Annotated in this window: 21 protein-coding genes and 1 pseudogene; 11 read left to right on the forward strand and 11 right to left on the reverse strand. The window is 67.4% G+C overall.

All coding sequences use genetic code 11. The annotated features are described in order from the left end of the window. The first annotated feature begins 47 nt into the window (after positions 1–47). A complete protein-coding gene (gene pulA / locus G3I17_RS34350; RefSeq protein WP_164602564.1) occupies positions 48–5777 on the forward strand; it encodes a pullulanase-type alpha-1,6-glucosidase in 5730 nt (1909 codons plus the stop codon). Here the strand turns inward: pulA and G3I17_RS34355 are convergent. The 3 genes and pseudogenes from G3I17_RS34355 to G3I17_RS34370 all read right to left on the reverse strand — a co-directional run bounded on the left by G3I17_RS34355 (position 5763) and on the right by G3I17_RS34370 (position 7498). Beyond that, complete coding sequence (locus tag G3I17_RS34355; RefSeq protein WP_203591159.1) at positions 5763–6119, reverse strand: hypothetical protein; 357 nt, start codon at positions 6117–6119, stop codon at positions 5763–5765. The two genes, pulA and G3I17_RS34355, sit on opposite strands and share 15 nt — an antisense overlap. Then, positions 6047–6598 (reverse strand): annotated as a pseudogene (locus tag G3I17_RS41310) (serine hydrolase domain-containing protein). The gene G3I17_RS34355 and the pseudogene G3I17_RS41310 overlap by 73 nt, the downstream one beginning before the upstream one ends. A 9-nt stretch (positions 6599–6607) precedes the next feature. Beyond that, entirely contained in the window at positions 6608–7498 is an 891-nt protein-coding gene (locus tag G3I17_RS34370) for a diacylglycerol kinase family protein (RefSeq protein ID WP_164602569.1), read from the reverse strand. Between the two features lie 38 nt (positions 7499–7536). Between G3I17_RS34370 and G3I17_RS34375 the strand changes: the two genes are divergently transcribed. Both G3I17_RS34375 and G3I17_RS34380 read left to right on the forward strand, forming a co-directional pair. Continuing rightward, a complete protein-coding gene (locus G3I17_RS34375; RefSeq protein WP_203591160.1) occupies positions 7537–8934 on the forward strand; it encodes a serine hydrolase in 1398 nt (465 codons plus the stop codon). 38 nt (positions 8935–8972) lie between these two features. Further along, complete coding sequence (locus G3I17_RS34380; RefSeq protein WP_164602573.1) at positions 8973–10148, forward strand: M20 family metallopeptidase; 1176 nt, start codon at positions 8973–8975, stop codon at positions 10146–10148. On the opposite strand, the gene G3I17_RS34385 is transcribed toward G3I17_RS34380, so the two are convergent. The 4 genes from G3I17_RS34385 to G3I17_RS34400 are packed head-to-tail and all read right to left on the reverse strand — an operon-like array spanning position 10145 to position 11689. Further along, positions 10145–10633 carry a VOC family protein gene (locus G3I17_RS34385; protein ID WP_164602575.1) on the reverse strand — a complete coding sequence of 163 codons (489 nt, stop codon included), beginning with the start codon at positions 10631–10633 and terminating at the stop codon, positions 10145–10147. The genes G3I17_RS34380 and G3I17_RS34385 overlap by 4 nt on opposite strands. A gap of 39 nt (positions 10634–10672) precedes the next feature. Beyond that, entirely contained in the window at positions 10673–11008 is a 336-nt protein-coding gene (locus G3I17_RS34390) for a DUF1048 domain-containing protein (protein ID WP_164602577.1), read from the reverse strand. 1 nt (position 11009) lies between these two features. Next, positions 11010–11366: a DUF1048 domain-containing protein gene (locus tag G3I17_RS34395; protein WP_164602579.1), complete on the reverse strand. Its 357-nt coding sequence runs from the start codon at positions 11364–11366 to the stop codon at positions 11010–11012. Beyond that, complete coding sequence (locus G3I17_RS34400) at positions 11363–11689, reverse strand: PadR family transcriptional regulator (RefSeq protein WP_164602581.1); 327 nt, start codon at positions 11687–11689, stop codon at positions 11363–11365. The genes G3I17_RS34395 and G3I17_RS34400 overlap by 4 nt, the downstream gene beginning before the upstream one ends. 729 nt (positions 11690–12418) lie before the next feature. On the opposite strand from G3I17_RS34400, the gene G3I17_RS34405 reads away from it, so the two are divergent. Together G3I17_RS34405 and G3I17_RS34410 are read left to right on the forward strand one after the other, a co-directional pair. Further along, positions 12419–13744, forward strand: a complete 1326-nt coding sequence (locus tag G3I17_RS34405) for an amidase family protein (protein WP_164602583.1) — start codon at positions 12419–12421, stop codon at positions 13742–13744. 15 nt (positions 13745–13759) lie between these two features. After that, complete coding sequence (locus G3I17_RS34410) at positions 13760–14569, forward strand: MerR family transcriptional regulator (RefSeq protein ID WP_164602585.1); 810 nt, start codon at positions 13760–13762, stop codon at positions 14567–14569. Here G3I17_RS34410 and G3I17_RS34415 read toward each other — a convergent pair. Both G3I17_RS34415 and G3I17_RS34420 read right to left on the reverse strand, forming a co-directional pair. Further along, positions 14566–15114, reverse strand: a complete 549-nt coding sequence (locus G3I17_RS34415) for a cupin domain-containing protein (protein ID WP_164602587.1) — start codon at positions 15112–15114, stop codon at positions 14566–14568. The genes G3I17_RS34410 and G3I17_RS34415 overlap by 4 nt on opposite strands. Positions 15115–15153: 39 nt before the next feature. Further along, positions 15154–16938, reverse strand: a complete 1785-nt coding sequence (locus G3I17_RS34420; RefSeq protein ID WP_164602589.1) for a CocE/NonD family hydrolase — start codon at positions 16936–16938, stop codon at positions 15154–15156. A 204-nt stretch (positions 16939–17142) separates the two neighbouring features. On the opposite strand from G3I17_RS34420, the gene G3I17_RS34425 reads away from it, so the two are divergent. The 3 genes from G3I17_RS34425 to G3I17_RS34435 are packed head-to-tail and all read left to right on the forward strand — an operon-like array spanning position 17143 to position 21693. Further along, entirely contained in the window at positions 17143–18051 is a 909-nt protein-coding gene (locus G3I17_RS34425; protein WP_164602591.1) for a hypothetical protein, read from the forward strand. Continuing rightward, positions 18048–20573 (forward strand): aldolase/citrate lyase family protein, encoded by a 2526-nt coding sequence (locus G3I17_RS34430; protein ID WP_164602593.1) that lies wholly within the window; start codon positions 18048–18050, stop codon positions 20571–20573. The genes G3I17_RS34425 and G3I17_RS34430 overlap by 4 nt, the downstream gene beginning before the upstream one ends. A gap of 4 nt (positions 20574–20577) precedes the next feature. Further along, entirely contained in the window at positions 20578–21693 is a 1116-nt protein-coding gene (locus tag G3I17_RS34435) for an FAD-dependent monooxygenase (protein WP_203591161.1), read from the forward strand. A 5-nt stretch (positions 21694–21698) separates the two neighbouring features. Here G3I17_RS34435 and G3I17_RS34440 read toward each other — a convergent pair whose 3' ends face one another. Continuing rightward, positions 21699–22328, reverse strand: coding sequence for a PadR family transcriptional regulator (locus tag G3I17_RS34440; protein WP_164602597.1), 630 nt, complete (start codon positions 22326–22328; stop codon positions 21699–21701). Between the two features lie 151 nt (positions 22329–22479). Here G3I17_RS34440 and G3I17_RS34445 point away from each other — a divergent pair, with 151 nt between their 5' ends. From G3I17_RS34445 to G3I17_RS34455, 3 genes are all read left to right on the forward strand, one after another. After that, complete coding sequence (locus G3I17_RS34445) at positions 22480–24042, forward strand: sugar ABC transporter ATP-binding protein (protein ID WP_164602599.1); 1563 nt, start codon at positions 22480–22482, stop codon at positions 24040–24042. Beyond that, positions 24039–25058, forward strand: coding sequence for an ABC transporter permease (locus tag G3I17_RS34450; protein ID WP_164602601.1), 1020 nt, complete (start codon positions 24039–24041; stop codon positions 25056–25058). Before G3I17_RS34445 ends, G3I17_RS34450 begins: the two co-directional genes overlap by 4 nt. Positions 25059–25138: 80 nt before the next feature. Continuing rightward, a complete protein-coding gene (locus tag G3I17_RS34455; protein WP_164602603.1) occupies positions 25139–26272 on the forward strand; it encodes a substrate-binding domain-containing protein in 1134 nt (377 codons plus the stop codon). Between the two features lie 105 nt (positions 26273–26377). On the opposite strand, the gene G3I17_RS34460 is transcribed toward G3I17_RS34455, so the two are convergent. Next, positions 26378–26755 carry an iron-sulfur cluster assembly accessory protein gene (locus tag G3I17_RS34460; RefSeq protein WP_164602612.1) on the reverse strand — a complete coding sequence of 126 codons (378 nt, stop codon included), beginning with the start codon at positions 26753–26755 and terminating at the stop codon, positions 26378–26380. Positions 26756–26822 lie beyond the last annotated feature (67 nt).

Below are 26822 nucleotides of genomic sequence, written 5' to 3' on the forward strand. Positions count from 1 at the left end.
GCGGGTTAGCGTCCGGGCAGATTGTTCTGTCTTGGGAGGGGTTCCGGATGTTCACGTTGCGCCATGCCCATGCTCGGGTGACCGCTGTTGTCGCGGCCACGGCTGTGATCGCGCTCGGTCTCGGTACTGCGACACCGGCGCCGGCCCGAGTAGCCGCGGATCGGGTGATCACGGTCGCCGGATCCCTGCAGAGCGAGGTGGGGTGCCCGGCCGACTGGTCGCCCTCGTGTGCGCAGAGCGAGCTGGTGCACGGCGGCGGTTCGCAGTACGGGCGGATCTTCGACGTGCCGGCGGGCAGCTACGAGTACAAGGTGACCGTCAACGGCGGCTGGGACGAGAACTACGGTGCCGGAGGCGTGCTGAACGGCGCCAACATCCCGCTGCGGCTGGAGGGGCCTGCCAAGGTCCAGTTCAGCTACGACGACACGAGCCATGTCGTCTCGGTGAAGCCGGTGGACCTGGCTGGAGCAGGGGTCACCGCGGCCGACAAGGCGCTCGCCTCGCCGAGCCTGCGCCAGGACCTGACCAAGGAACGCTTCTACTTCCTGATGGCCGACCGGTTCGCGAACGGCAACAAGGCCAACGACGCCGGCGGCCTCACCGGTGACCGGCTGGCCACCGGCCTCGACCCGGCCGACAAGGGCTTCTACCACGGTGGCGACCTGGCCGGCGTGATGCAGAAACTCGACTACATCAAGTCCCTCGGTACGACGTCCATCTGGCTGACCCCGTCGTTCAAGAACCGGCCGGTCCAGGGCGAGGGCGTCAACGCGAGCTCCGGGTACCACGGCTACTGGATCACCGACTTCACCCAGATCGACCCGCACCTGGGCACCAACGCGGATATGCAGCAGCTGATCACGCTGGCGCACAAGAAGGGGATGAAGGTCTTCTTCGACGTCATCACCAACCACACCGCGGACGTGATCGCCTACCAGTCCGGCCAGTACGGCTACATCCCGAAGTCGACCTCGCCGTACAAGGATGCCCAGGGCAACGTCTTCGACGACAAGCAGTACGCCGGTGGCGACACGTTCCCGCCGCTGGACGCGCAGACGTCGTTCCCCAACGTGCCGATCTTCAAGAACCCGGCCGATACGACGGTCAAGGTGCCGGCCTGGCTGAACGACCCGACGCTCTACCACAACCGGGGCGACTCGACCTTCGCCGGCGAATCCTCCGAGTACGGCGACTTCATCGGGCTGGACGACCTGTTCACCGAGCAGCCGAAGGTCCGCGACGGCCTGATCGACGTCTACAAGACCTGGGCCGAGTTCGGCATCGACGGCTTCCGGATCGACACCGTCAAGCACGTCAACCTGGAGTTCTGGCAGAAGTTCTCGCCCGCGATCCTGGCGGCCGCGAAGGCCAAGGGCAGCAAGGACTTCTTCATGTTCGGCGAGGTGGCCGACGCCAACCCGAGGTTCATGTCCACCTACACCACCAGCGGCGCCCTGCAGGCGACGCTCGACTTCGGGTTCCAGCAGAGCGCGGTCTCCTTCGCCAAGGGCGACCCGAGCACCAAGCTGCGCGACTTCTACGCGGACGACGACTACTACACCGACACCGACTCGAACGCCTACCAACTGCCGACCTTCCTCGGCAACCACGACATGGGCCGCGTCGGCACCTTCCTCAAGCAGGACGGCGCCAACGGCAGCGAGCTGCTCGCCAGGGACCAGCTGGCCCACTCGCTGATGTTCCTGACCCGTGGCCAGCCGGTGGTCTACTACGGCGACGAGCAGGGCTTCACCGGACCGGGCGGCGACAAGGACGCGCGGCAGGACATGTTCGCGACGCAGACCGCCGACTACGCCGACGACGAGGTCGTCGACGGCACCGGTACGACGACGATCGGCAGCAAGGACAGCTTCAACACCAACGCGCCGATGTACAAGCACATCGCGGCGCTGCAGAAGCTGCGGGCGCAGTACCCAGCGCTTGCCGACGGCACCCAGGTGCACCGCTACTCGTCCAACGCCGACGGGCTCTACGCCTTCAGCCGGTTCGGGACGGACAACACGGAGTACCTGGTGGTCGCGAACAACGCGACGACGGCGAAGACGGCGCCCGTTCCGACGTACATGAAGGACGGCCGGTTCAGGTGGATCTACGGCGGCGGAAAGCAGCTCCGAGCCGACGAAGAGGGCCGGGTCGTCGTCACCGTGCCGCCGCTGTCCGTTCTGGTCTATAGGGCGACGGAGCAACTACCGCGCCGCCATGCGGCTCCCCCGGTCTACATGAGCTCCCCGGAGCCGGGCGCAGCCGTCGGCGGCCGCGCTGAGATCGCAGCGGCCGTACCGGAGAACACGCCGGTCACCGTCACCTTCGGCTACCGCCCAGTCGGTACTACGAATTGGCAGCGCCTCGGCTCGGACGACAACGCGCCGTACCGGGTGTTCCACGATGTCAGCGGATTGCCGAAGGGGACGCTGCTCGAGTACCGCGCGGTGCTGAAGGATGCTTCTGGCAACTACTCGGTCTCCGGGTCGTACGGGATCGTCGGTGACGCCCCGGCTCCCCCTGGTGGCGGAGGCGGTGGCGAGGACCCGGTCACCCAGCCGGCCAACGTCAGCGTGCCAGGCGACCACAACAGCGAGATGGGCTGCCCGGCGGACTGGTCGCCCGACTGCGACCAGGCGCAGCTGACGCTGAACCCGAAGGACCAGGTCTGGAAGGGCACCTACACGATCCCGGCCGGCGAGCATGCGTACAAGGCTGCGATCAACAAGGCCTGGGACGAGAATTATGGTGCCGGCGGCATCCTCAACGGCGCCAACATCTCCTACACCGCGCCGGCCACGCCGGTCACCTTCTACTACGAACACGGACGGCATTTCGTCACCTCGAACGCGCAAGGGCCGATCGTCACCGTGCCGGGCTCGTTCCAGTCGGAGCTCGGTTGCCCGGCCGACTGGTCACCCGACTGCATGCGCCCCTGGCTGACCGACCAGGATGGCGACGGCACGTTCACCTGGTCGACGAGCAAGATCGGAGCAGGCAGCTATGAGGCGAAAGTCGCACACGGCCTGTCGTGGGACGAGAGCTACGGCGCGGGCGGCAGCCCGACCGGCGGCAACATCCCGATCACCGTTCCCGGTGACGGACTCGTCGTCACGTTCTCGTACGTCCTCGCGACCCACGTGCTCACGGTGACGACGTCCAAGCCGGGCGCCCAGCCGGATCTCAAGCAGGCCAAGGCGTACTGGCTCGGCAAGGACCTGCTCGCGGTACCGGCGGTCGCGCATCCCGAGCGGTCGCGCTGGCGGCTGCACTGGTCGCCGACCGGGTCGCTCGCGATCGACGCCGACGACATCGGTGGTACGTCGGCCGGGCTCCGCGTCGATCCCAACGGCATCCCGCCGAAGGTGCTGGCCAAGTTCCCCGCGCTCGCCGGGTATGTGGCGCTGAGGCTGGATCGTGGTGATGCGAAGAAGATCCTCACCGGGCAGCTCGGGCTCGCGCAGTACGACGACGCCGGGCGGTTGCTCGACGCGACCGGGGTGCAGATTCCCGGAGTACTGGATGACGTGTACGGCGCCGCGGCCGGTCGCTCGTACGGCGTGACGTGGCGTGGCGGGACTCCCCGGTTCGACCTGTGGGCGCCGACCGCGCAGAACGTGACGCTGCTGCTCGGATCGCAGCGGATCGCGATGCAGCGCAACAACGACGGCTCGTGGTCGGCGGACGGGCGGCGGAGCTGGGAGAACGCCCTGTACCGGTTCGAGGTGCAGGTCTACGCGCCGAGCACCGGCAAGGTGGAGACCAACGTCGTCACCGACCCGTACTCGCTCGCGCTCAGCACCGATTCGGCGTACTCGGTGGCGGTGAATCTCGAAGCGGCCGCTGGTAAACCGCAACTGTGGTCGCAGACACCGTCGCCGAAGCTCGCGCGGGCGGTCGACTCGACGATCTACGAACTGCACGTGCGGGACTTCTCGATCAACGACCCCTCGGTGCCGGCGGCCCATCGCGGGACCTACCTGGCGTTCGCGGACGAGGGGAACGGGACCAAGCATCTGCGGTCGCTGGCGCAGGCGGGGCTGAACACGGTGCACCTGTTGCCGACGTTCGATATCGCCTCGATCCCCGAGACCGGTCAGCAGCAGCCGGCGTGTGACCTCAAGTCCTTCCCGGCGGACTCCGAGCAGCAGCAGGCTTGCGTTTCCGCTGTCGCGGCGAAGGACGGCTTCAACTGGGGTTACGACCCGTACCACTGGCTCGCGCCGGAGGGGTCGTACGCGACCTCCAAGGACGGGCTGGCGCGGGTCGCGGAGTTCCGGACGATGGTCGGCGGGCTGCACAAGTCCGGCCTGCGGGTGGTTCTGGATCAGGTCTACAACCACACGCCCGCAGCTGGCCAGGCGCCGACGTCGGTGCTCGACAAGGTCGTCCCCGGGTACTACCAGCGGCTGAACAAGACGGGCGGCGTGGAGACGTCGACCTGTTGCAGCAACATCGCCACCGAGCACGCGATGGCCGAGAAGATCATGGTGGACAGCACGGTTTCGTGGGCGCGCAACTATCGCGTCGACGGTTTCCGCTTCGACCTGATGGGTCATCACAGCAAGGCGAATCTACTCAAGGTGCGGGCCGCTCTGGATGAGCTGACGCTCGCCAAGGACGGGGTCGACGGCAAGAAGATCTACCTGTATGGCGAAGGCTGGAACTTCGGCGAGGTGGCGAACAACGCGCTCTTCGTCCAGGCGACGCAGGGCAACCTCGGTGGTACGGGGATCGGGACCTTCTCCGACAGGATGCGTGACGCGGTCCGCGGCGGCGGCCCGTTCGGCAACGACCCGCGAGTGCAGGGCTTCGGGTCCGGTGCGGCGAGCGACCCGAACGGTGCTCCGATCAACGGAACGCCGGCCGATCAGGCGAAGCGGCTCGCGCATGACACCGACCTGGTCCAGCTCGGGCTGGCGGGCAACCTGCGATCGTTCACCTTCCGGTCGGCGGACAGCGGAGCCGTCGTACGGGGTGATGGGGTGGACTACAACGGTGCACCCGCCGGGTACGCCGATCAGCCGGTCGAGGTGATCAGCTATGTCGATGCCCATGACAACGAAACGTTGTGGGACTCGCTGACCTTCAAGCTGCCCGCGACGCTGCCGATGGCCGACCGGGTCCGGATGAACACGTTGTCGCTGGCAACCACCGCGCTCGCCCAGACGCCGTCGTTCTGGCACGCGGGCGCCGACCTGCTGCGCAGCAAGTCGCTCGACCGCAACTCCTACGACTCGGGCGACTGGTTCAACACGCTCGACTGGACCGGCGCCGACAACGGCTTCGGTCACGGTCTGCCACCCAAGACCGACAACGAAGCCAAGTGGCCGTTCATGAAGCCGTTGCTGGCCAACCCGGCGCTGAAGCCTTCCCAGGCCGACGTGACCATGGCGAGCGCGGCCGCGGCCGACCTCCTGAAGCTCCGCTTCTCGACACCGCTGTTCCGTCTGGGCTCTGCCGACCTGATCAACCAGAAACTCTCGTACCCACTCAGCGGTACTCCGGCAGCCAAGCCCGGCGTCGTCGTGATGCGCATCGACGACACCCTCGGCCCGAACGTCGACCCGGCGCTGAAGGGCCTGGTCGTCGTTTTCAACACCACTGGCTCTGCTGTCACCCAGCAGGTCCCAGGGCTCGCCGGCGCCAACCTGTCCCTCTCCCCCGTCCAGGCCGCCGGCTCGGACTCGACCGTCAAACAAACCACCTGGACCGCCGCAACGGGGACGGCAACCGTCCCAGCCCGCACGGTCGCAGTATTAGTGCAGCCCTGACAGAAAGATCTCGGCGACGAGGTCGTCCCCTTCGGGCGACGCGGCGTCGGCGGTCGTGCGCGACATCGTGCACTGACGGCCGGCGTCGCGGCTGTGGAAACTGCTGGTGAGATAGCCGAAGATCCCGCCGTTGTGTCCCCAGACGACCGTGCCGTCGGCCAGCTCCCGCCGGGCTATCCCGAGGCCGTAGTCGCCGACCGTGGTCAGCATCGCCTCGAGTTGGGCCGGCGGAAGCAGCTCGCCGGTCAGCAGGGCGGCGAAGAACTTGTTCAGGTCGGCGGCAGTGGAGACGAGTTCGCCGGCCGCCCAGGCCTGCGAGGGGTTGAGCTCGGCCAGATCCACGAGCCGACCGTCAGCGGGCAGGTAGCCGTGCGCGTGCGGCTCGGGCAGCTGCCCGGAGCGAAGAGCGGCTCGTGAGCAAAAGCCGCCGCCAGCGCCCGGTGCGGCTCCCAGTGGTCGAACCGGCCGCGCACGATGCCGGCCGGGTCCGGGAGATCCTCGGTGTAGTTGTAGAGCCCGCTTGTGTGGTTGAGCAACTGCCGCACAGTGATGCCGTCACCGGACGGTACGAGACCAGGCAGCCAGTGCTCGCAGGTGTGCTAGAGCTCCACGAGCCCATCGGCCACCAGCGACAGGACCACCGCGGCGGTGAAGGTCTTGGTGACGCTGCCGATCCTGAACCAGCCGTCCGGATCGATCGGACACCGCGACTCCAGGTCGGCCACCCCGCTGGAGCCGCGCCACTCCCCCTGCTCGTCGCGATAGTGCAGCAGTACTCCGGCAGCGCCTTCGTCGACCAGTCGGTCCAGGATTCTTTGCACGGAGCCAAACTAGGGGATGCGGACCAGCAGGGCTTCGGGGTCGACAGTGGCGGTGAGGATGTGGCCGGTGGAGATCTCGTCGCCGTCGAGTTGGCGGCGGACGGTCGTGGCGGCTTTCACCTGGATGGTGTGGCCGGTGAAGCGCTCGATGTGGCGGCCTTCCTGCATCCTCTTGAGGACCAGGCTCAAGGCCAGGCGAGGCCAGTGGCTGACCCGGCGAGGGGCCAGGACGACCAGGTCGATCAGGCCGTCGTCGGGTTTCGCGTCCGGGAGCAGCGGGATGTTCGCCTGCAAGGTGCCGACGTTGCCGATCACCACGGTTCGCGCGCGGCGGCGTACCGGGGGTAGGTCGTCGATGGTGATCTCGACGCGGACGAAGGGGTGGTTGAGGTTCCTCAGGGTCGAGACGACGTACGCCGCCCAGCCGACGTGTTTCTTCAGGCCGTCGGGGGCGTCGGCGATGATCGCGGCGTCCAGCCCGAGGCCGGCCATCACCACGAAGCGGTCGCTGTCGAGCTGGTCGCCCTGGATCTTCACGCTGTCGATCCGCTGCTCCCTGCCGTCGAGCAGCTCGGCCAAGGCGGCTTCGAGATCGAGGGAGATGCCCAGGTTGCGGGCCAGCAGATTGCCGGTACCGGCCGGAAGTACTGCGATTGGGATGCCGCTCCCGGCCAGCTCGGCGCAGACCACGCGGACGGTTCCGTCGCCGCCGGCGACCACGACGAGATCGACGCCCTCGGCGGCCGCCTTCTTGGCCATCGTCGAGCCGGGGTCCTCCTCGGTCGTCTCCAGCCACACGGTCCCGGTGAACCCGCGCTCGGTCAGCGCGGCGTCGACCGTACTGCGAAACCCGTCGGGGATCTTGATCGGATTGAGGATCACGGCAGCGCGTGAAATCACTGTGCTTATTGTCCGTTCCAGGGGATAACGTGCTCGGGGTGAGCACCCTTCCACGGAGTACCCCAGAATCCCAGGGCCTATCCGCCGCCGCGCTGGAGGCCTTCGTCGCCGCGCTGGACGCCTCCGACCAGGAGCTCCAGACGGTGATCCTGGTGCGCCACGGCCAGGTCGTGCTCGAGGAGGAGTGGGCGCCGTACCGGATCGCGGACCGGCACCTGCTGTTCTCGGTGTCGAAGAGCTTCACCTCGATGGGGATCGGCCTGCTCGTCGAGGCGGGCAAGCTCTCGATCGACGACCCGGTGGTGTCCTTCTTCGGCGCGGACGAGCGGCCCGGGAAGATCAGCGACAACCTGGCCGCGATGAAGCTCCGCCACCTGCTCACGATGACGACCGGGCACGCGCAGGACACCATCGAGGCCCTGGGCCGCGACCAGCGGATGGCCCGCAACTTCCTCAGCCTCGAGGTGGCGCACGAGCCAGGCGCTCCCTTCGTCTACAACACGGGCGCGACGTACATGCTGTCGGCCATCCTGCAGAAGGTGACCGGCGAGACGCTGCTCGACTACTTGCGCCCGCGGCTGTTCGAGCCGCTCGGCGCGACCGAGGCGATCTGGGAGATCTCACGGGAGGGCATCACCAAGGGCGGCTGGGGTCTCAGCCTGTCGACCGACTCGCTGGCGCGGTTCGGGCAGTTGCTGTTGCAGCGCGGGTCCTGGGAGGGGAAGCAGGTGATCCCGGCGGCCTGGATCGACGAGGCGACGAAGAAACAGGTCGACAACTCCAACCAGGACAACCCGGACTGGCAGGAGGGTTACGGCTACCAGTTCTGGCGTGCGCGAAACAACGCTTATCGCGGCGACGGCGCCTTCGGCCAGTTCTGCCTGATCTTCCCCGAGCACGATGCCGCGTTGATCGTCACGAGCGCCTCACCTGATATGCAAGCCGTCACGGACATCGTCTGGGCGCATCTGCTGCCCGCGCTGCAGGGCAAGCAGGGCGACGGGACCGCGCGCCCGGCGAAGCTCGAGATCGCGCCGCCGGCAGGTCCGGTGGCCAAGGGCGACGGCAAGACGTACCGGTTCGACAGCAACTTGGCCTCGCTCACCGCGGTGAAGCTGGACCCGGACGGTACCGGGACCTTCAGCTTCGAAATCGGTGGTGAGAACTACGACGCGACTGTGCCGGCCGGCAGCAAGCAGGACGTTGTCTGCGCGCCCGGCGGTTGGCAGGAAGTCCGTGACGAGCTCACTGATCCGCAGCAACGGCTGGTGACCAGCGCGCACGCCGACGGCGACGCCTTCGTGGCGACCTTCCGGTATCTCGAGACGCCCTACGCAGCCACCTTCACCTGCCGCCCCGATGGCGACGGGCTCACGATCGATGTCCGCTACAACGTCTCCTTCGGACCCACCGAGTTCAGCCTGCACTCCCAGTGAGCTAGTCCCTTGCGGCGCGCTGTTGCCAAACTGGGGTCATGATCACTCCCGCCGAACAAGCTGTCCTTGATCGCGTCGACTCGGACCTCCTCATCCGGATCACCCAGAGGCTCCTACAGGCGACCGGTCAGAACCCGCCGGGTGAGGAGGCCGCGACGGTCGCTGCGTTGAGTGCGGCCGCGATCGAGCTCGACCTGGATGTCGTCGCGACCCGGGTCGAGCCCGGGCGAGACAACGTCAGCGTCACCCTTGCCGGTGGCAACGGACCCGGGCTGCTCATCCTCGGCCACACTGACGTCGTACCGATCGGCGACGGCTGGACGAGGGATCCGTTCGGCGGCGAACACGTCGACGGCCGCATCTACGGCCGTGGCGCCTCGGACATGAAAGGCGGACTCGCCGCCGGGCTCGCTGCTCTGGCCGCCCTGCGTGGCGCCGAGCTGAGTGGCCCGGTCGAGTTGGCCGCGCTGATGGATGAGGAAGAGACCGGCAAGGGCGTCCGCGCGTACGTCGAGACGGCGGGCGACTCGTGGCTCGGGTGCATCACGGCCGAGCCGACGGATCTGCAGACCATCATCGGAGCGCGTGGCGACTCGTACCTCCGTGTCGCGATCCATGGGAAGGCCTGCCATGCGGGTAACCCCGCCGATGGCGCCAATGCGATCTACGGTGCGGCCGCTGTCGTGGCCGAGATCGAGCGTCTGCATGCGGAGCTCGCCGAGTCGCCGCATCCGTTGCTCGGTGCGGCGACCTGGAGCGTCGGCCAGATCCAGGGTGGTACCGGTGGTTCGATCGTGCCGGCCGAGTGCGTTCTCGTTGCCGACCGGCGGCTGCTGCCAGGTGAGTCACCTGAGGGAGTTCTCGACGATCTGCGAGCGCGGGTCGCGGCACTCGAGTTGGAGGATCGCGGGCTGTCGGTGGAGCTGGAGATGCCGATGGAGATGCCCGCGTTCCTGACTTCTGCCGACGCGGACCTGGTCACGGTGACCGATGCCGCCCTGGCCGACGCGGGCGGGCCCGGCCTGCCGCTCGGCGGCTGGACTGCTGCGTGCGACGGCGGCTTCGTGGCGCGAGATCTCGGCGTACCGGTGGTGGTACTCGGACCTGGGTCTGTCATCAACCAAGCCCACCGGGCCGACGAGTCCGTCGGCGTCGATGAGCTGGTGGTCGCAGCGAAGGCCTATGTACTGACCGCGTTGCGGCTACTTGGCTAGGAACTCTGGTTGGCGAAGAAGTCGGCGCTCTGGACGTACTCCATCGCCTTGGTGAACTCGGGGTCGGTGTAGCGCGCGGCCAGCTCGTCCTCGGTGAGGTCTTCGATCCGCGTCATGATCCAGTAGACGTTGCCCAATGGGTCGCGCACCCGGCCGATCAGGTCACCGAAGGCGAGGTGGGTCACCTCGGTGATCGACGTCCCGCCCGCCTCGACCGCCTGGCGATGCACGGCGTGCGCGTCCTCGACGTACAGGCGCAGGAAAGCCGGCGTCGACGGCCAGTCCGGGCGGCCGTCGAACATCATCACGATCGCGTCGCCGATCCTCATCTCGGCGTGGCCGATGACGCCGTTCTCGTCGGCGAGGCGGAAGAGCTCCTCGGCACCGAAAGCACGAGCCAGGTAGTCCATCAAGGCGTCAGTGTCCTTCGAGATGATCCACGGCGTGACAGCCGTGTAGCCATTGGGGATCGCCTTGACAGGCATGGTGGCTCCTCCTGCATCGGGTGGTTGGTGGATCAGACGCTAGTCGGAGTACCGGCCAGGATCTGTCCTCAACCCGTTGATGGACTCCTGGTAGATGTCCGCGTACGTGCGCGAATCCTTGAGCAGGCCGTCGCAGAAGGCAGCGACGTCGTTGCCGATGAGTTGCAGGACTCCCTTGCCGGCCGCGACGCCTTCCTCGAAGAAATCGACGATCCCTGGGAGCAGGGGCCCGTCAAGCAAGTCGATCGGTCCGACCTTGAAGACGTACCTCTGAATCTCCTTGTAGACGATCTGGTAGTCCGGCGGGAGTGCCTTGACCCGCGCCAGGTGCGCCCGCCACTGCTTCTTGCCCTCGATGATGTCCTGGATGCCCACGTCAGCCTCCTAGCCGGTCCAGTTTCCTTGCGACGTTCCTGTTCAACTGCTGGCGCCACCGATCGCGATAGTTCCGAGCCCCTTCTCCACCGGCCAGCGCCGCGCTGAAACCTTCGATGTCGTCACCCACCACCTGATAGATGCTCTGCCCATCGGCCGCCGTCTCTTCGAGCAGCCCCAGAGCGCCATCGAGGATCGGCATCAGGTTTCGGCCGGTGAAGTCCGAGTAAGGCGAAAGATGACCCTTGATCTCCTCCCACGCCGCCCGGTAATCGGCAGGCAATGCCTCGGCCCGGGCCTCGAACGCCTTCCATTCCCTGGTGAGATCGCTGCCGGTGATGGTCTCCCAGAAGTTCATCTCCCGCCCTCCTTGAGCTTGTCGATCCGTGCCGTGACGTACTCCCATTTCGCCCAGAACGTCGCGAGTTCTTCGCGCCCCGCGTCGTTGAGCGCATAGAACTTGCGCGGCGGCCCCAGCCCGGACGGTCGTTTCGTCACCTGGACGACCCCGTTCTTCTCCAGCCGCACCAAGATCGTGTAAACGGTCCCCTCGACGACATCGGCGAACCCGAGTTCGTTCAGCCGGCGCGTGATGGCGTACCCGTAGGTCTCCTCGCTGCCGATGATCTCAAGCACACAGCCCTCCAGCGTGCCCTTCAGCATCTCCGTCAGGTCGTCCACCGTGGATCCTCCTCACCCGCCTAGTACTCCGTGCTACGCAGTACCACTACACAGTATCACCGAGTACCGGACCATGCCCAGCAAGTGGCAAGCACAGACCACGGAAGCGATTCGAATCATCAGCGCCGCGCTCGATGCGCGGCGACTGAGGGCGGTGGACTCTACTGAAGGGCTCGCGGCTCACTAAGGCCGTCATCACCTAGTACCACAGCCGGAGTTGGTGATGTTCAGCGTGCGGTCGGCCCGTTGGGCCGGACCGCCACCACACACGAACCTCAACTGATCGCGCCCTGCCAGGCGTGCGCAGGCATGTTCCCGGGGGGAAATGGCAGGTTGGTGAGTGGTGGCGGTCCGGGCCCGCCGCCCAACATCACGAACCCCGGCTGTACTAGGCCCGACAATTGTCAGACACGCCTAGCTCTACAGCTCAAACCGTCACACCTTTACAAACTGAGCCAGGAAATCAGTTCCGGCTCGCTTTGCTTGCTTCGAGGAGCCGGACAGGCATGCGCGCCCACCACCAGCGGGTCGGGTGGGCACAACGCGCCAACCCGAGATACGAATACGGGTGGGGCAATACACCTGCGCGGGCCGCGCGAGGCGAGTTGGTTACCCGTGGACGTTGCACCGTCAGAGGTTTGGGTGGGCACAATGCGCCGGCTCGGGAGACAGCACGGGTGGGGCACGGCGCTTGACCCTGACACGGTGTCAGGCCGTACTGGTGGGCGTATGAGCGAACTCAATACTGCGAACCAGGCCGCCGCTGCGATCCGTGCCGGACAGGCCTCCTCCCGTGAAATCACCGAAGACCTGCTGGCCCGGATCGCCGCCGACACGAGCGTCAACGCGGTCGTCGAGACGCGACCCGAGTACGCGCTGCAGGCGGCCACCATCGCCGACGAGGCGGTCGCGTCAGGCGCCCGCCTCGGCCCGCTGCACGGCGTGCCGATGACCGTGAAGGACGCGATCAACGTTGCCGGCCTGCACACGACGTGGGGCAACCCGGCCTTCGCGGACTACGTAGCCGACGCAGATGCGACGCTTGTCGAGCGGCTGACCGCAGCCGGCGCGATCATCGTCGGCAAGAGCAACGTGTACACGATGCTCGGCGACTTCGGCCAGACCGACAATCCGATCTTCGGCCGCACGAACAACCCCCACGACCTCACCCGTACGCCGGGAGGCTCCAGCGGAGGTGGTGCCGCGGCGCTGGCGGGCGGGCTGACCTATCTCGAGTACGGCTCCGACCTCGTAGGCTCGATCCGCCTCCCCGCGGCGTACTGCGGGGTCTACGGGCTCAAGCCGACCGCGGGCGTAGTACCGCTGGATGGCTTCCAGCCACCGGGCCCGGCTGGACCTGCGACCGAGTTCCCCAAGCTGTCGAACGTCGGCCCACTTGCGCGATCGGCGGCTGACCTGCGGACCGCGCTGGAGGTCACCGGCGGTCCTGTCGGCAAGGCGATGTCCTGGCGGTTGGAGCCGCCCCGGCATCGGCGGCTCGCCGACTATCGCGTGGGAGTCGTCCTCGATCACCCGGATGCGCCCGTCACCGACGAGGTCGGCAAGGCGTTCTCCGACCAGGTGGACGCCCTCGCCAGGCAAGGCGTGAAGGTCGTCGAGGGTTGGCCGGAAGGCGTCGATCCCAGCGCTCAAGCGGAGGCGTTCGGCTTCCAGGTCGGATTGTTCTTCGCGCTGCACGGCGACAACGCCGACTTCGCGACCCTGGCCGAGGTGATCTCCGAGGAGCATCAGCGAATGGCTACGAGAAAGGTCTGGCAGGCGTACTTCCAGGACCTCGACGTCTTCCTCTGCCCGACGAGCTTCACGACGGCCTTCCCGCACGACGACCGGCCCTTCGAGGAGCGGACGATCGATGGGCGACCCTATGACGCGCAGGTGTTCTGGATCTCGCACGCCTCGCTGACCGGGCTGCCTGCGGTGAGCATGCCGATCCCCACGAACGGCCTCCCGGTCGGCGCCCAGGTGATCGGTCCATTCCACGAGGACGACACCGCGATCACCTTCGCTGACCTCGCTACTGGTTCACTCTCCTAGTAGAAAGGGCACAGCATGTTTGCGATCGGTGATTTCGCGCGGCACGGCCGGGTTTCAGTGCGGATGCTGCGGCACTACGACGCCATCGGCCTGCTCCGGCCTGCCCACGTCGACGACGCGACCGGGTACCGTAACTACGACGCCGCCCAGCTCGCCGAGCTCAACCGGATCGTCGCGCTGAAGGATCTGGGTTTCACCCTCGAACAGGTCCGGACGATGCTCGCCGACGAGATCAGCCTGGTCGAGGTCCGGGCGATGCTGTCGTTGCGCCGGGCCGAGCTCGAGTCCGCCGTGGCCGAGAGCGCCGCACGCCTGACCCAGGTCGAGTCGCGCCTGCGCAGCATCGAGCTGGGCGATGAGGTACCGGCCGTCGTCCTGAAGGAGCTTCCGGCGACGCGGTTCGTTGAGTTGTCCAGTACTGCGGGCAGCTTCACACCCGACGACATCGGACCCGTCATCCAGCCGCTCTGCGCCGAGCTGGGGAGACGGTTGCCCGAGGCAACTGGAGTCCGCCCGAGTGGACGGCTGACCTGCTACTACGAGGCTTCCGGCGATGAGGTGATCGCGCACGCCGCAGTACCGGCTGTTGTCGACTCCGATGCCGAGCTGAATGGTCTGACCGTTGTCGACCTGCCCGCGACGCGCGCCGCGACGCTCGTGCATCGCGGGCGGATCGACGAAGTACTGCCTGCCTGGCAGGCATTGGCTCGCTGGGTCGACGACAACGGTCATCGCTCCGGCGGGCCGGCCCGCGAGCTCTACCTGGACTGCCCCGACGACCCCGCGGACTGGGTCACCGAGCTACAGGAACCCCTGATGCCTTAGCCAGCTCCGACGGCGTTGCCTCCGACCAAGACGAAGGCGATCACGCAAGGCCCGGCCGAACGGTTGGACCAGACGTGGTTGGTGCCGCGCTGGATCAGTACATCTCCCGCGGACAGCTTCGTCTCCTCTTCGTCGAGTACCGCCCAGATCTCGCCACTGAGGACGATGCAGTAGTCGAGCGAGTCGGTGGCGTGGATCTGGCGACGGGCCAGCTCTTCGCCTTCGGATCCCGCGGGGCGCCAGACGGAGTCCGGCGGAAACTCGACGGTACGAAGTACCGATCCTTCCCGCGGCGGAGCGACCGGGAGAGGCTCGGGCGGGAGGTCGACGGCCGGGCCTTCGTTGTCCACCGGCGTCGTGGTGGTTCGCCACAGCTGCGTGACGACGAACTGGTCGGTGCCGGCCTGGCAACTGACGTGGGGGCTGATGTCATCGATGGCGATGATCGACTGCTGGTCGCTGTTGAGCCCGGTGACCACCCGCCTGATCTTGCGAGTGGTGGCCGCGGGCGTGAGGTCGAGCGACGCGACGAGGTTCTCGGCCATTGTCTGCTTCCTGTTTCGGGGGTGAGGTCAACCGGGCAGTTACTCCTGCGGGATGACCGGGAGGAGGAGGTGCGAAGGATGCTCGGGGTCGTGGAAGACGTGGTGGAGCGTCGTCCGGGCGCTGCTGATGTGGTACGGCACGTACTCGACACCGGTGGCGCCGGCGACTCCGGTCGGCCTGTCCATGCTGGTGATCTCCAGGCAGATCCGATGGCCGGCGCGGAACAGGTTGGCCGTCGCCAGGATCTCGATGTCGTACTCGACGACCTCGTTGAGCGGGACGGGTTCCGCGGCCTCGCGGGTGAGCTTGTGGAACGGCTTCCACGGCGTACTGCGATCCGGGTCGAGGGCTCGATTCGAGGCTTTGAGCCAGCCGCGGGTGAGCTCGCGCTCGGGGAGATCAGCGGGAATGTCGAGCTCGCCCTCGCGCGCCGTCCGGACCGACGGGTCGGGACCGACGTCCTTGAGCACGATCATCCAGTTGGTGTCGTCCTGGTCGATCGACGCCCACAGCTTGAGCTTGGCGGGGCCCGCGATCAGGACGTCGTACGGGAGCGGGTCGGTCAGGAACCGGAGCTTCGCGATCTGCCGGGTGTTGGTGAGGGGCATCTGCACGAACGAGTCGGGCGGGATGAGGTCGTCGGCGGAACCGGGGGTGAACTCCTGGCTGCGCAGGCGTTCCCAGTTGGTCAGGTAGAGCTTGGTCCACTCCGTTTCGGGCAGTGGCCAGTCGGAGCCGGTCCGCCAGGCGTTGAGACCACTCACCCAGTAGCGCACCGGCGGCTCGTCGAGGATGCCGGTGTCGATCCCCTTGAGCCAATGGTCGTACCAGCGAACGATCTCGTGATGGAGGCCGTGGAACGGGCGCTCGAGGTGGGTGTGGCCGAGGAAGAGCAGCTTCTTCGGGATGTTCGCCAGGTTGCGCCAATAGCTCTGGGCGCCCTGGAGATGGGTCTTGTAGGTATAGCCGTACCACCCGGCGCCGGTGTAGACGGGGATCCGGATGTTCTCGAACTCGGACTCGCTGCGTTCGACCATGCCGGGCGGCTCGAAAGGGTCGACGAGGGTCTCGAAGACGGCCGGCATGTGCTGGCCCTTCATGCTGAGCACGTTCAGGAGATGCCCGTACATCCGGTAGTCGGGGTTCGCCATCGCCTCGCGCCAGAGCGCTTCCCGCGCCGGCGGCAGCTCGCCCGGAACACCCTTGTCCTGGTGGAACACCCCGAAGTGGCCGACCAGGTAGCGGAAGAGACTCAGCACGCCACCCGGGTGCTCCTCCCGGAATCCCCCCAGCGTGCCGTAGGCGCCGCGCGGGTCGTACGGAAAAATCGCCTTCAGGCTCGGCGGATTCTGCTTGGCGACGTGCATCTGCTCGGCGCCGAAGCCGGAGATCCCGATCATGCCGACGTTGCCGTCGCACCACGGCTGGGCGGCGATCCATTCGATCAGATCGTAGGAGTCGAACTCGCGCGAGCCACCGCCCTCGGACTTGCCGACACTGCGCGGCATACCGACCACGTGGACATAGCCGTGAGAGGTGATGAACCGCGTGTCCCCTGCCTCGGTCGGGCCCATCCACAGCGGCGACCAGGCGGGTTGCGGCGGAAGCGCTGACGCTTCCGGCGACAGCAGTTCTTTGTTGTAGATGGAAAACGCCAGCAGCGCCGGCAACGGATCGCCGGTATCGGGCCGGTGGACGTCGACGCAGAGGCGTACGCCGTCGCGCATCGCGACGTAGACGTCCATCTCGCTCACCAGGCCTGAGTGGGTGGCCTCGCGACGGTGGTCGGTCGGCAGTTCCGGGGAGGGAACGAGCTCGCTCATCGACGGCTTCTCAATTCTTCGGCGGGGGTACGGCCGGCCCGGTGGCCCTGTTGGCCGGGGCGGCGCAGTGAGAGAGTGACATGTAAGAAATTGCTGGTCAAGAGCCCGATGCCTGCTAGTTGGCACCGACGATTCATGTCAGGCTTGACATGTTGAACGCGACGGACCAGATTGGGCTTCCAGGTCGAGGGAAGGAGTTCGGCGGTGTACCCACCTGGAGATCCGCGGGCCGTACTGGCAGACCAGCCCGGCCTGGCCCGACAGGAGACCGCGCCGCGTCCGGCCGAGGTGTTCGAACTGTCGCCGGAAGACCCCGACCGGGTATTGCCGAACGGGAGCCGCTGCTGGCTGGTCCGAGCTCAGAACTTCTGCATCGAGATCACCCAGTTCGTGGCCGGTGACGAACTGGCCGAACCATCACTCCCCGACGAGCACCTCGTGCTGGTGAAGAGCGGAGCCATCTCCGCGTCGCACGGGGACGCCGACCCGGTCGAGGTATCCGACCCGTCCGTCGTCGTCGTTCCTTCGGGACCGAGCAGACTCCAGGCCATCACCGACGCCTGGGTGGTCAGGGTGTTCCCGGCCCACGTGGAGCAGGTGATCGCCCGGGCACGGAACGCTGATTCCTACCGATCCGCCGACCCGAATGTGCGGCAGTTGCCCGCCCCAGGGACGGGCATCGGATCGGGGATCCGGGTCCACCGGCTCGCGGACGTGCCACCGTCACCCGGCCGGCTCGGGCGGATCTTCCGCTCCTCGACGCTGATGGTCAACTGGTTCCCCGACGAGTACCAGCCTCGTGACCCGGACCGGTTGTCGCCGCATTCTCACGACGACTTCGAACAGGGCTCGATCACGCTGGCCGGCGACTTCGTCCACCACCTCCGGGCGCCGTGGACCCAGCGGCTCGCTTACTGGCGGGCCGACGAGCACCACCTGGTGGCGAGCCCATCGGTCACGATCATCCCGCCGCCCCTGATCCACACGACCCAAGGTGTCGGCGAAGGACTTCACCAACTCGTGGACGTCTTCGCTCCACCACGGGAGGACTTCCTCGCCCAGGGCTGGGTCCTGAATGCCGGCGACTACCCCGAGCCAGGCGAACCCCGGTGATTGCTGAAGGCAAGCATCTCGTCGGTACCTGGGTGAAGCTCCCGGCTCCGGAGCTCGTGGAGATCCTCGCCGCGGCGGGGCTCGACCTGGTGGTCATCGACCTGGAGCACGGCACCCTCGACCTGACGACTGTCTCCCAGATGATCGGCCTCGCCCGTGGCCTCGGTCTGCGGCCCTTCGTACGGGTCGCCGGCCGAACCGCACGGGATGTGCAACCGGCCCTCGATGCAGGAGCCCTCGGCATCGTGGTGCCGCATGTCGATGACGTCGCAGCGGCCCGCGAAGCTGTTCAGGCGATCAGATTTCCCCCGTTGGGCCAGCGGGGAGCGAGTCCATCAGGTCGGGCCGGCGGGTGGGGGCAGGCGTCCTTGCCCGACTACCTGAGGACCGGAGCGGATGTTTGCGTCGTCGCCCAGGTCGAGAGCCTTGAAGGGCTCGACAACATCGGGGCGATCGCCGGCGTCCACGGCATCGACGCTGTCTTCATCGGCGAGGTCGACCTGGCGGCATCCACCAGGATGGCCGTCGACACTCCTGCGCTCCGAATCAGGATCGCCCAGGCCGAGGCCGCTTGCCGCGAAGGCGGATTCCTCCTCGCCGGAGGTGCTGTCGATGGCGCTGAAGCCGCCCGCCGGTTCGCCCGCGGCTATGGGCTGGTGATGATCGGTACGGATATCAGCCTGCTCCGCCTCGGTGCGGCGCAGGCGGCCTCCGCGGCACGCGAGGCTGCGCAGAACTCCGCAGGTCAAGAGCAGCCGGAGACCGATCGCCCGGCAGTGTCGGCTGAGCTGACTCAGCTCATCACCGATGTCTGGTTCGAGATCGACCATACCGACGGTTCTGCGGTCGCCGACCGCTTCACCGCAGACGCCTCGCTGACCATCACCGGCGCTGCCTTGCGAGGCCGGGTAGAGATCGACGAGTTCTACGCCTCGCGCCACGCCCGCGGTCCGCGGGTCTCGCGCCACTGCGTCACCAACGTGCAACTGCTCGAGGTCGGCGAGCGATCGGCCACCGCGATCTCGGCGCTCATCCTGTACGCCGAAGACGGGGAAGCGCCACGGCGACAGATGCACCCCGCGCTGGTGGCCGACGTCCACGACGAGTTCGTCCGGGTGGACGGCCGATGGCTGATCCACGACCGGCGGATCGTCGCCCAGTTCCTGCCCGAGAAGAGCACCCTCACGGTGCCCGCCAACCAGTCCCCCCGACCGCCGCCGAAGGAGCAGACGATGACAGAGATCAAGAGTGGAGATCAGCACGACAACCGGGATCTCCCGGACCTGTCGCGCTTCCCGCTGCGTACGGAGAAGGGCGTGCTGCCCCTCGTCGACTCGTTCCTCTACACAGATCTACTGCCGGAGGTACCAGCCTTCGAACTCTCCGCCGGAGAGCGCCACTATCGCGACCACTTCGTCGGGATCACCGACGACGGCGCTCCTCGTCCCGGCCTGTACTCCCTCGCCGACACCGGAGAGCGACCGTTGGCGGTAATGGCCGCGGCACGCGCGTACCTGGACGTACTGGCGCCGTACCAGCGCACGATCGCCCAACAGCCGATGGACTCTCCGGACTGGCGGCTGTGGACGAACGCCATCCCGACCTGGACGCCCAAAGGCCTGCGCCTGGAGCGACTCGAGGACGGTCAGCGTCAGCGGGCCCTGGATGTGATCGAGGCCAGCCTCAGCCCTGAGGGGTTCACGCTCGTCCGTGCCGCGATGAAGCTGAACGGCGCCCTGGGTGAGCTCGTCGACGACTACCTGGACACTCTGACCGAGTTCGCCTACTGGTTCACCGTGTTCGGGGAGCCCGAGTCCGGCGAGCCGTGGGGCTGGCAGTTGATGGGCCACCACATCGACCTGCACTGCGTCTTCGTCGGCAGCCAACTCGTCTTCGCTCCCGTCTTCATCGGCGCCGAGCCGACCGTCGCCGTGACCGGGATCCATCGCGGTGTCCGGGCCCTCGACGACGAGACGACGCGCGGGCTGGAGTTCCGCAGGTCGCTCACTCCGAGCCAGGAACCCGGCTTCCTGCTCAGTACCTCCATCGACGCCGCCGCGCTACCCCCGGAGCTGGCCGGTCCCTGGAACGGACGGCATCTGGGCGGAGCCGGTAGCGACAACCTGATCCTGCCGCCCGAAGGCATCCGCGCCGACGAGCTGACCAGCGACCAGCAGGACCGCCTGGTCGAACTGCTCCGCGTCTACCTCGACCGGATGCCGCATGCAGATGCCAAAACCAAGCTCGACCAAGTGATCCGGCACTTCGCCGAGACCCGCTTCATCTGGCGGGGAGGGCACGATGACCAGGCGGCCTTCTACTACCGCATCCACTCGCCGGTCCTACTGGTGGAGTACGACAACCACCCAGGCGTCTTCCTCGCCAACGAGGAGCCCGACCGGTTCCACGTGCACACGATCGTCCGCGAGCCCAACGGGAACGACTACGCCAAGAGCCTCCTCGCCGAGCACTACGCGCTCCACCACGGCGGCCCGCTGTCCCACCACCAGGGCGACCGGTGAACTCGTGCGAGTCCTGATCATCGGCGCGGGGATCGGTGGAATGTCGGCCGGGATCGCCCTCGAACGCCTCGGGATCGAGGTCGAACTGGTCGACATCGATCCACGCTGGCGGGTTTACGGCGCCGGCATCACCATCGCCGGTGCGACCTTGCGCGCCTTCAAGGAGCTCGGCATCTACGAGGACGTCGAGCGGCTGGGGTATGTCGGTCACGGGATCCGCGTCTGCTCGGTAGCCGGCGAGCCGCTCTGGGAGGTACCGACGCCGATGCCCGCAGAGGCCGGCGTCGCGGGCTGCGGCGGCATCATGCGACCGGTGCTGCACCAGATCCTGTCCGCCCGGATCATGGACGCCGGGATCCCGGTCCGGTTGGGAACTTCGGTGATCAACCTGCGGCAAGATCCCGCGAGAGACACCGTCGACGCCTTGTTCACCGACGGCGCCACCGGCCGCTACGACCTCGTCGTCGGAGCCGACGGCATCTACTCGTGGACCAGGCGGCTGATCTTTCCCGACGCGCCGAGGCCGGAGTACACCGGTCAGAGCGTGTGGCGGATCCTCACCGACAGACCGGACCACGTGGACCGGCGACACTACTTCCTCGGTGGCCCCGCCAAGGTCGGATTCACGCCGGTCTCGGATTCACAGATGTACCTGTTCGTCGCCGAGCGGACCGCGCGGGAGATCCGCGAACCCGGCGAACTCTACGAAGCCTTCGTCAAGCTGCTCGCCGGGTACGGCGGCATGGTCGCCGATATCCGGGACAAGGTCACGCCCGAGACCGAGATCGTGTTCCGTCCCCTCGAGACCTTCCATCTCCCCGCGCCCTGGCACGCCGGGCGGGTGGCCCTGATCGGCGACGCCGCTCACCCCACGACACCCCAGTTGGCCTCCGGCGCGGGCATCGCGGTCGAAGACGCCCTGGTACTAGCCGAGGAGCTGGCCCGTGACGGCACGGTGCCGGCGGCGCTCGACGCTTTCCTGCGACGGCGGGAAGCGCGCTGCCGCCTGGTCGTCGACAGCTCGATCGAGATCGGGCGTCTAGAGCAAGTGGGCGCTCCCCCGGAGCAACAGACCGCCGTCGTGGAGCGTGCCCTGGCGAAGCTGGCCGAGCCCATCTAAGAGCCTCAAACGGTCTCGGCTGCGTTGGCGACCGGCTCACCCTGGGAGCGATAGCGCCGTTCGTACTCGTCGAGTGCGCGGAGCGCGCGCTGCGCCCAGGCGATCTCGAGCTCGGCGCGCTCCACGTCGCCGTCGTAGGCGATCTCACGCAGCAACAGCGTGAAGGCGTGCTCGGCCGGCGACCGCCCGGCCACCCTCAACTGCACCCGCGCATGCTTGCCCGCGGAGATCAGGTCCCGCGTCTGGCGCACCTGGTCCCGCCTGCGGACGTAGTACTCGACGTGGGCCTCCAGATGGCGTCGGACGCTTTCCGCGCCGGCCAGGTCGGAGAAGATCAGCTGGATCCGCTCGGGGTCGCGGTTCGGCCGGTACTGCGGCGGCTGGGAGACCCACGCCACCAGCTCGTCGAGACCCGTCGGAGTGATGGCGTAGACGCGCTTCTCGAGCTTCTCCCCCACCGTCGTCACCGATCCCTCGATGAGTCCGGCGTCCTCCAGCCGGCGGAGCTCTGGATAGATCTGGCTGTGCGAAGCAGACCAGAACCACCCCAGGCCCAGGCCGAACTGGCGGGCCAGGTCGTAGCCCGAACTGGCTGACGTCGAGAGCGTCCCGAGGATCGCGTAGCGCAAAGACACATGTACATCCTGCCATATTCAGCACCCGTTTCGCGCGGTGGCGCGAAATGAAGCTGTAACTGTTTGGATGTCACTATTGACATGATTTGCCCGGCATCATACGTTCGGCCCGCCGACCATGTCGATCGATCGGCAGAAGACGGAGCCCAGCATGAGCGTGGCGAAACCGGCAGGCGATGAGCAGGCTCGCCCGGTCGTCCGGCTCGAAGCCTTCTCCAAGACGTTCGGCGCCGTGCGGGTGCTCACCGACATCAGCCTGCAGGTCATGCCGGGCGAGCTGCGAGCGCTGATCGGGCACAACGGCTCAGGCAAGTCGACGCTGGTGAAGTGCCTGAGCGGGTTCTACCGACCAGACGCCGGATCCAGCGCCGAGGTTCGAGGCGAGCAGCTCGACCTCGGCGACGCGCGCTCGGCCGACGCCGCCGGGGTCCAGTTCATCCACCAGGATCTCGGGCTCATCCCCGACCTCAGCGTCACCGACAATGTCGCGCTCGATGTCGGCTACCGCCGCCGCTGGTCCGGACGCATCGACTGGCGGGCGACCCACGAGCAGACCCGGGAGCTGCTCCGGCAGATCGGGTACGACATCGACGTACGCCGTCCCGTCCGAGAGCTCGCCATGGCCGAGCAGACCGGCGTCGCCATCGCTCGTGCCGTCGCGCCACGCCTCGGGCACGGCACCTGCCTCGTCGTACTGGACGAGCCGACGGCCAACCTCAACACCTCGGAGGCCGACCACCTGTTCGCAGTACTCGAGCGCCTGCTGGAGCGTGGCATCGGAGCCCTGCTCGTCACACACCACCTCGATGAGGTGATGCACCACGCAGACTCGGTGACAGTGCTCCGCGACGGAGAGGTCGTCGCCACGACGCCGGTGTCCGACGTGGACTCGCCCGACGAACTGGTTGCCCTCATGCTCGGCGCGCAGGCCCAGCAGGACGTGGCAGCGCCCGTCTCAGCGGGATCGCGGACCACGACCGACTCGGCGCTGACCGACTCGGCGCTGACTGTTCGGCGGCTCGGCTCGCGGACGATCCGGAGCATGGACCTCGAAGTCGGCAGCGGCGAGATCGTCGGAGTCGCCGGTATCACCGGTTCCGGCCGCGAAGAGGTCGCCTCGGCCATCTTCGGCGGCCTTCCCCGGGCCGGTGAGGTGGTCGTGAACGGACACACTCTCCCGCCGGGCCGCCCCGGTACGTCGGTACGCCGCGGCATGTCCTTGCTACCGGCCCGGCGACGCGAGCACGGAATCTTCCCCGGACTGGATGTCGCCGAGAACCTGACCCTGGCCCGCATTCCGGCGCGAGGGCGCATCGTCCTGGACTCACGCCGCCGCCGCGAGATCGCGCTGGGGTGGATCAGTCAGCTGCGGATCCGGCCCGGCGTCCCGGCGATGGCGATCGAGCGGCTCAGCGGCGGCAACCAGCAGAAGGTGATGCTGGCGCGCAGCCTGGCGACCACCCCCGCGGTTCTTCTGCTCGACGAACCGACACAGGGCGTGGACGTCAGCAGCGCCGGCGTCATCCACGCACGCATCCGGCAGGCCGCCCAAGGCGGCGCAGCGGTCCTGGTCGCCTCCTCGGACAACGACGAACTGGTCCGGCTGTGCACGCGCGTACTGGTGATGCGCCGCGGCGAGGTCGCGGCAGAGGTCCGGGGCGACGAGCTTGATCGGGATCGGATCGACTCGCTGACGCTCAAGGAGCAGCCATGACCGAGGACCACGCACTGAAGACCGTCCGATCCCGGACACCAGGTCCGGGCCCGTCCGGCGCACCCGCCTCCCGGCAGGGGTTCAACCCCCTCGGCTGGCTCGATCGGCACGTGATCCTGATCGTCTGGGCCGGCGTCATCGTGCTGTTCGGCGTACTCAGGCCCGACATCTTCCTGACCGAGCTCACCGTCAAGACGATTCTCGCCGACCAGGCGGTGACGTGTGCGCTGGCAGTCGGCCTGACCTTCGCCCTCGCGGCCGGCGTCATCGATCTGTCCTTCGCGGCGATGGCCGGACTGTCGATGGTGATCGTGACGAAGCTCAGCATCACCACCAGCCTCGGTATCCTGCCCAGCGCGCTGATCGCGATCCTGGTCTGCGCGCTCCTGGCCATGGTGACGGCGGTACTCGTCACCTGGCTGCGCGTGGACAGCCTGATCGCCACCCTCGGCATGATGAGCGTGGCGACCGGGCTGACCATGAAGCTCACCGAAGCGGCGACGCTGACCGGGAAGTTCAGCGATTCCTTCGCGGCCTTCGGTCAGGGGTACTGGGGTCCCTTCCCGCGGCCCTTCGTCTACGCCGTCATCCTCGGCGTCGCTGGGTACGTGGTCCTCGAGCACACCCCGTCCGGGCGCCGGATCCTGGCGGTCGGCAGCAACATCGAGGCTGCGCGACTGACGGGAATCCGGGCGTCCGGACTCCAGGTCACCGCCATCCTGGTCTCCTCGACCGTCGCCGCCCTGGTCGGCATCGTGCTGGCCGCCAAAATCGGTCAGGCCACGGACACGACCGGCACCGGCTACCTCCTGCCGGTCATCGCCGCCGTCTTCCTCGGCAGCACTCAGTTCAAGGGTCGCGTCAATGTCGTCGGGTCGCTGGTGTCAGCACTCGCCATCGGCACCGGGATCAAAGGCCTTCAGCTCCTCGGCACCACGCCCTGGGTCGCCGACTTCTTCAACGGGGCCGTCCTGCTGCTCGCGGTGGCCTTCGCCGCGCGACGCCGGCGGCAGTAGCACCCCAACCACGGCTGCGAACGACTTCGTAGTACCCAGTCCATTCCCTTGCGGGACAGAAGAACCAAGGAGTTCAGCGCATGCGCATTCGAACCTCGGCGGCGGTAGCCGTCCTTGCCGCGACGTCTCTGCTGACTGCTTGCGGTAGCGGAAGCGAGACAACAACCGGTACCGGCGCCAGCGGGCCGACCGGCACCAAGGCACAGACGGCGCTCGCCGCCTACCTCCAGCCGCCGACCACCCTTCCCGTCAGCACACCCCTGTCGCAGACGCCGCCGAAAGGCAAGCAGGTGTACTTCCTCTCCGACGGAATCGGGCTGTCCCAGTCGATCTACTCGGGGTTCGAAGCCGCCGCGAAGGAGCTGGGGTGGACCGCGCACGTGCAGACTTGGGAAGCCTCCAACCCGGCCACCCTCAACTCGGCCATGCTCTCGGCCGTCAACGCGGGTGCGGATGCCGTTGCGTTCGTCGCCATGGATGCGGCGGCGCTCACCGAAGGGCTCAAAGCGGCCCAGGACAAGAAGGTGATCGTCGTCGGCGCCGCAACGGGCAACAAGCCCGGTACCGCCGGGATCTCGGCCGAGGTGAACTCGGCCCTCGTCGCGGGTGTCACCCGGGGCAAGATGATCGGGCTCGGCATCTCGGCCGCCGCTGAGAAGTCGGGCAAGGCCGCCCATGTCGTCAACGTGACAGCGCCGGTCTACGCCAGCATCCTCAAGCCCACCGACGACGGCGTGGCCTCGACGATCAAGGAGTACTGCGCGGGCTGCACCTTCGACAACTTGAACATCGCGGCCCACGATCTCTTCTCCGGCAAGGTCCCACAGCTCGTGGTCTCCTACCTCCAGGCCCACCCGGACACGAACACGATCAGCATCCGCGCCGCGGGCCTGATGCAGAACGGCCTGGTCGCGGCGCTCAAGTCCGCCGGCCTGACCGGTCTCACGATCTACGGCGACTCCCCGTTGGACGCGCAGATCGGCGAGCTCCAGAAAGGGGAGGCGACCGGCTACACGGGCAACCCGCTGGTGGTCCAGGGGTGGCAGATCGTCGACGCGATGGCGCGAGAGGTGGTCGACGGCAACGGCGACGTCTACAGCTCGGCGGATGCCCCGGAGTGGTGGCTGACGACAGACACGAAGCTCGACTCGGGACAACCGGAGTTCCCGGCCGGCTACGAAGCCCAGTTCAAGAAGCTCTGGAAGCTGCCCTAGCCCGGCCTGGTTCAGTTTTCGGGCGCGCGAAGAGGTCTCAGCCCACTGAAAGCATGACAAGGCCCCACTCACCATCGCGCTGGTGAGCGGGGCCTTGCAGTTAGCTCAGTTGAACGAGTCGCCGCAGGCGCAGGAGCCGGTCGCGTTCGGGTTGTCGATCGTGAAGCCCTGCTTCTCGATCGTGTCCACGAAGTCGATCGACGCACCCTTGAGGTACGGCGAGCTCATCCGGTCGGTGACGACACTGACGCCATCGAAGTCGGTCACCACGTCGCCGTCGAGCTGACGCTCGTCGAAGAACAGCTGGTACCGCAGCCCGGAGCAACCGCCCGGCTGCACGGCGACACGCAGGGCCAGGTCGTCGCGACCTTCCTGGTCCAGCAGCGCCCTTACCTTGGCGGCAGCGCCATCGGTCAGCAGGATGCCGCTGGCCGTCGTGGTGCCCTCCGCAGTCTGCACTGCCTCGGTCTGCGCTTCAGTCATACCTGACTCCAGTCATCTCATGAGCGTCCGGCCGCTTTGGGCAGGCGGCCACACGCGGAAAGTCCGC

The organism is Streptomyces sp. SID13031 (genome assembly GCF_010548305.1).
GTDB lineage: Bacteria > Actinomycetota > Actinomycetes > Propionibacteriales > Kribbellaceae > Kribbella.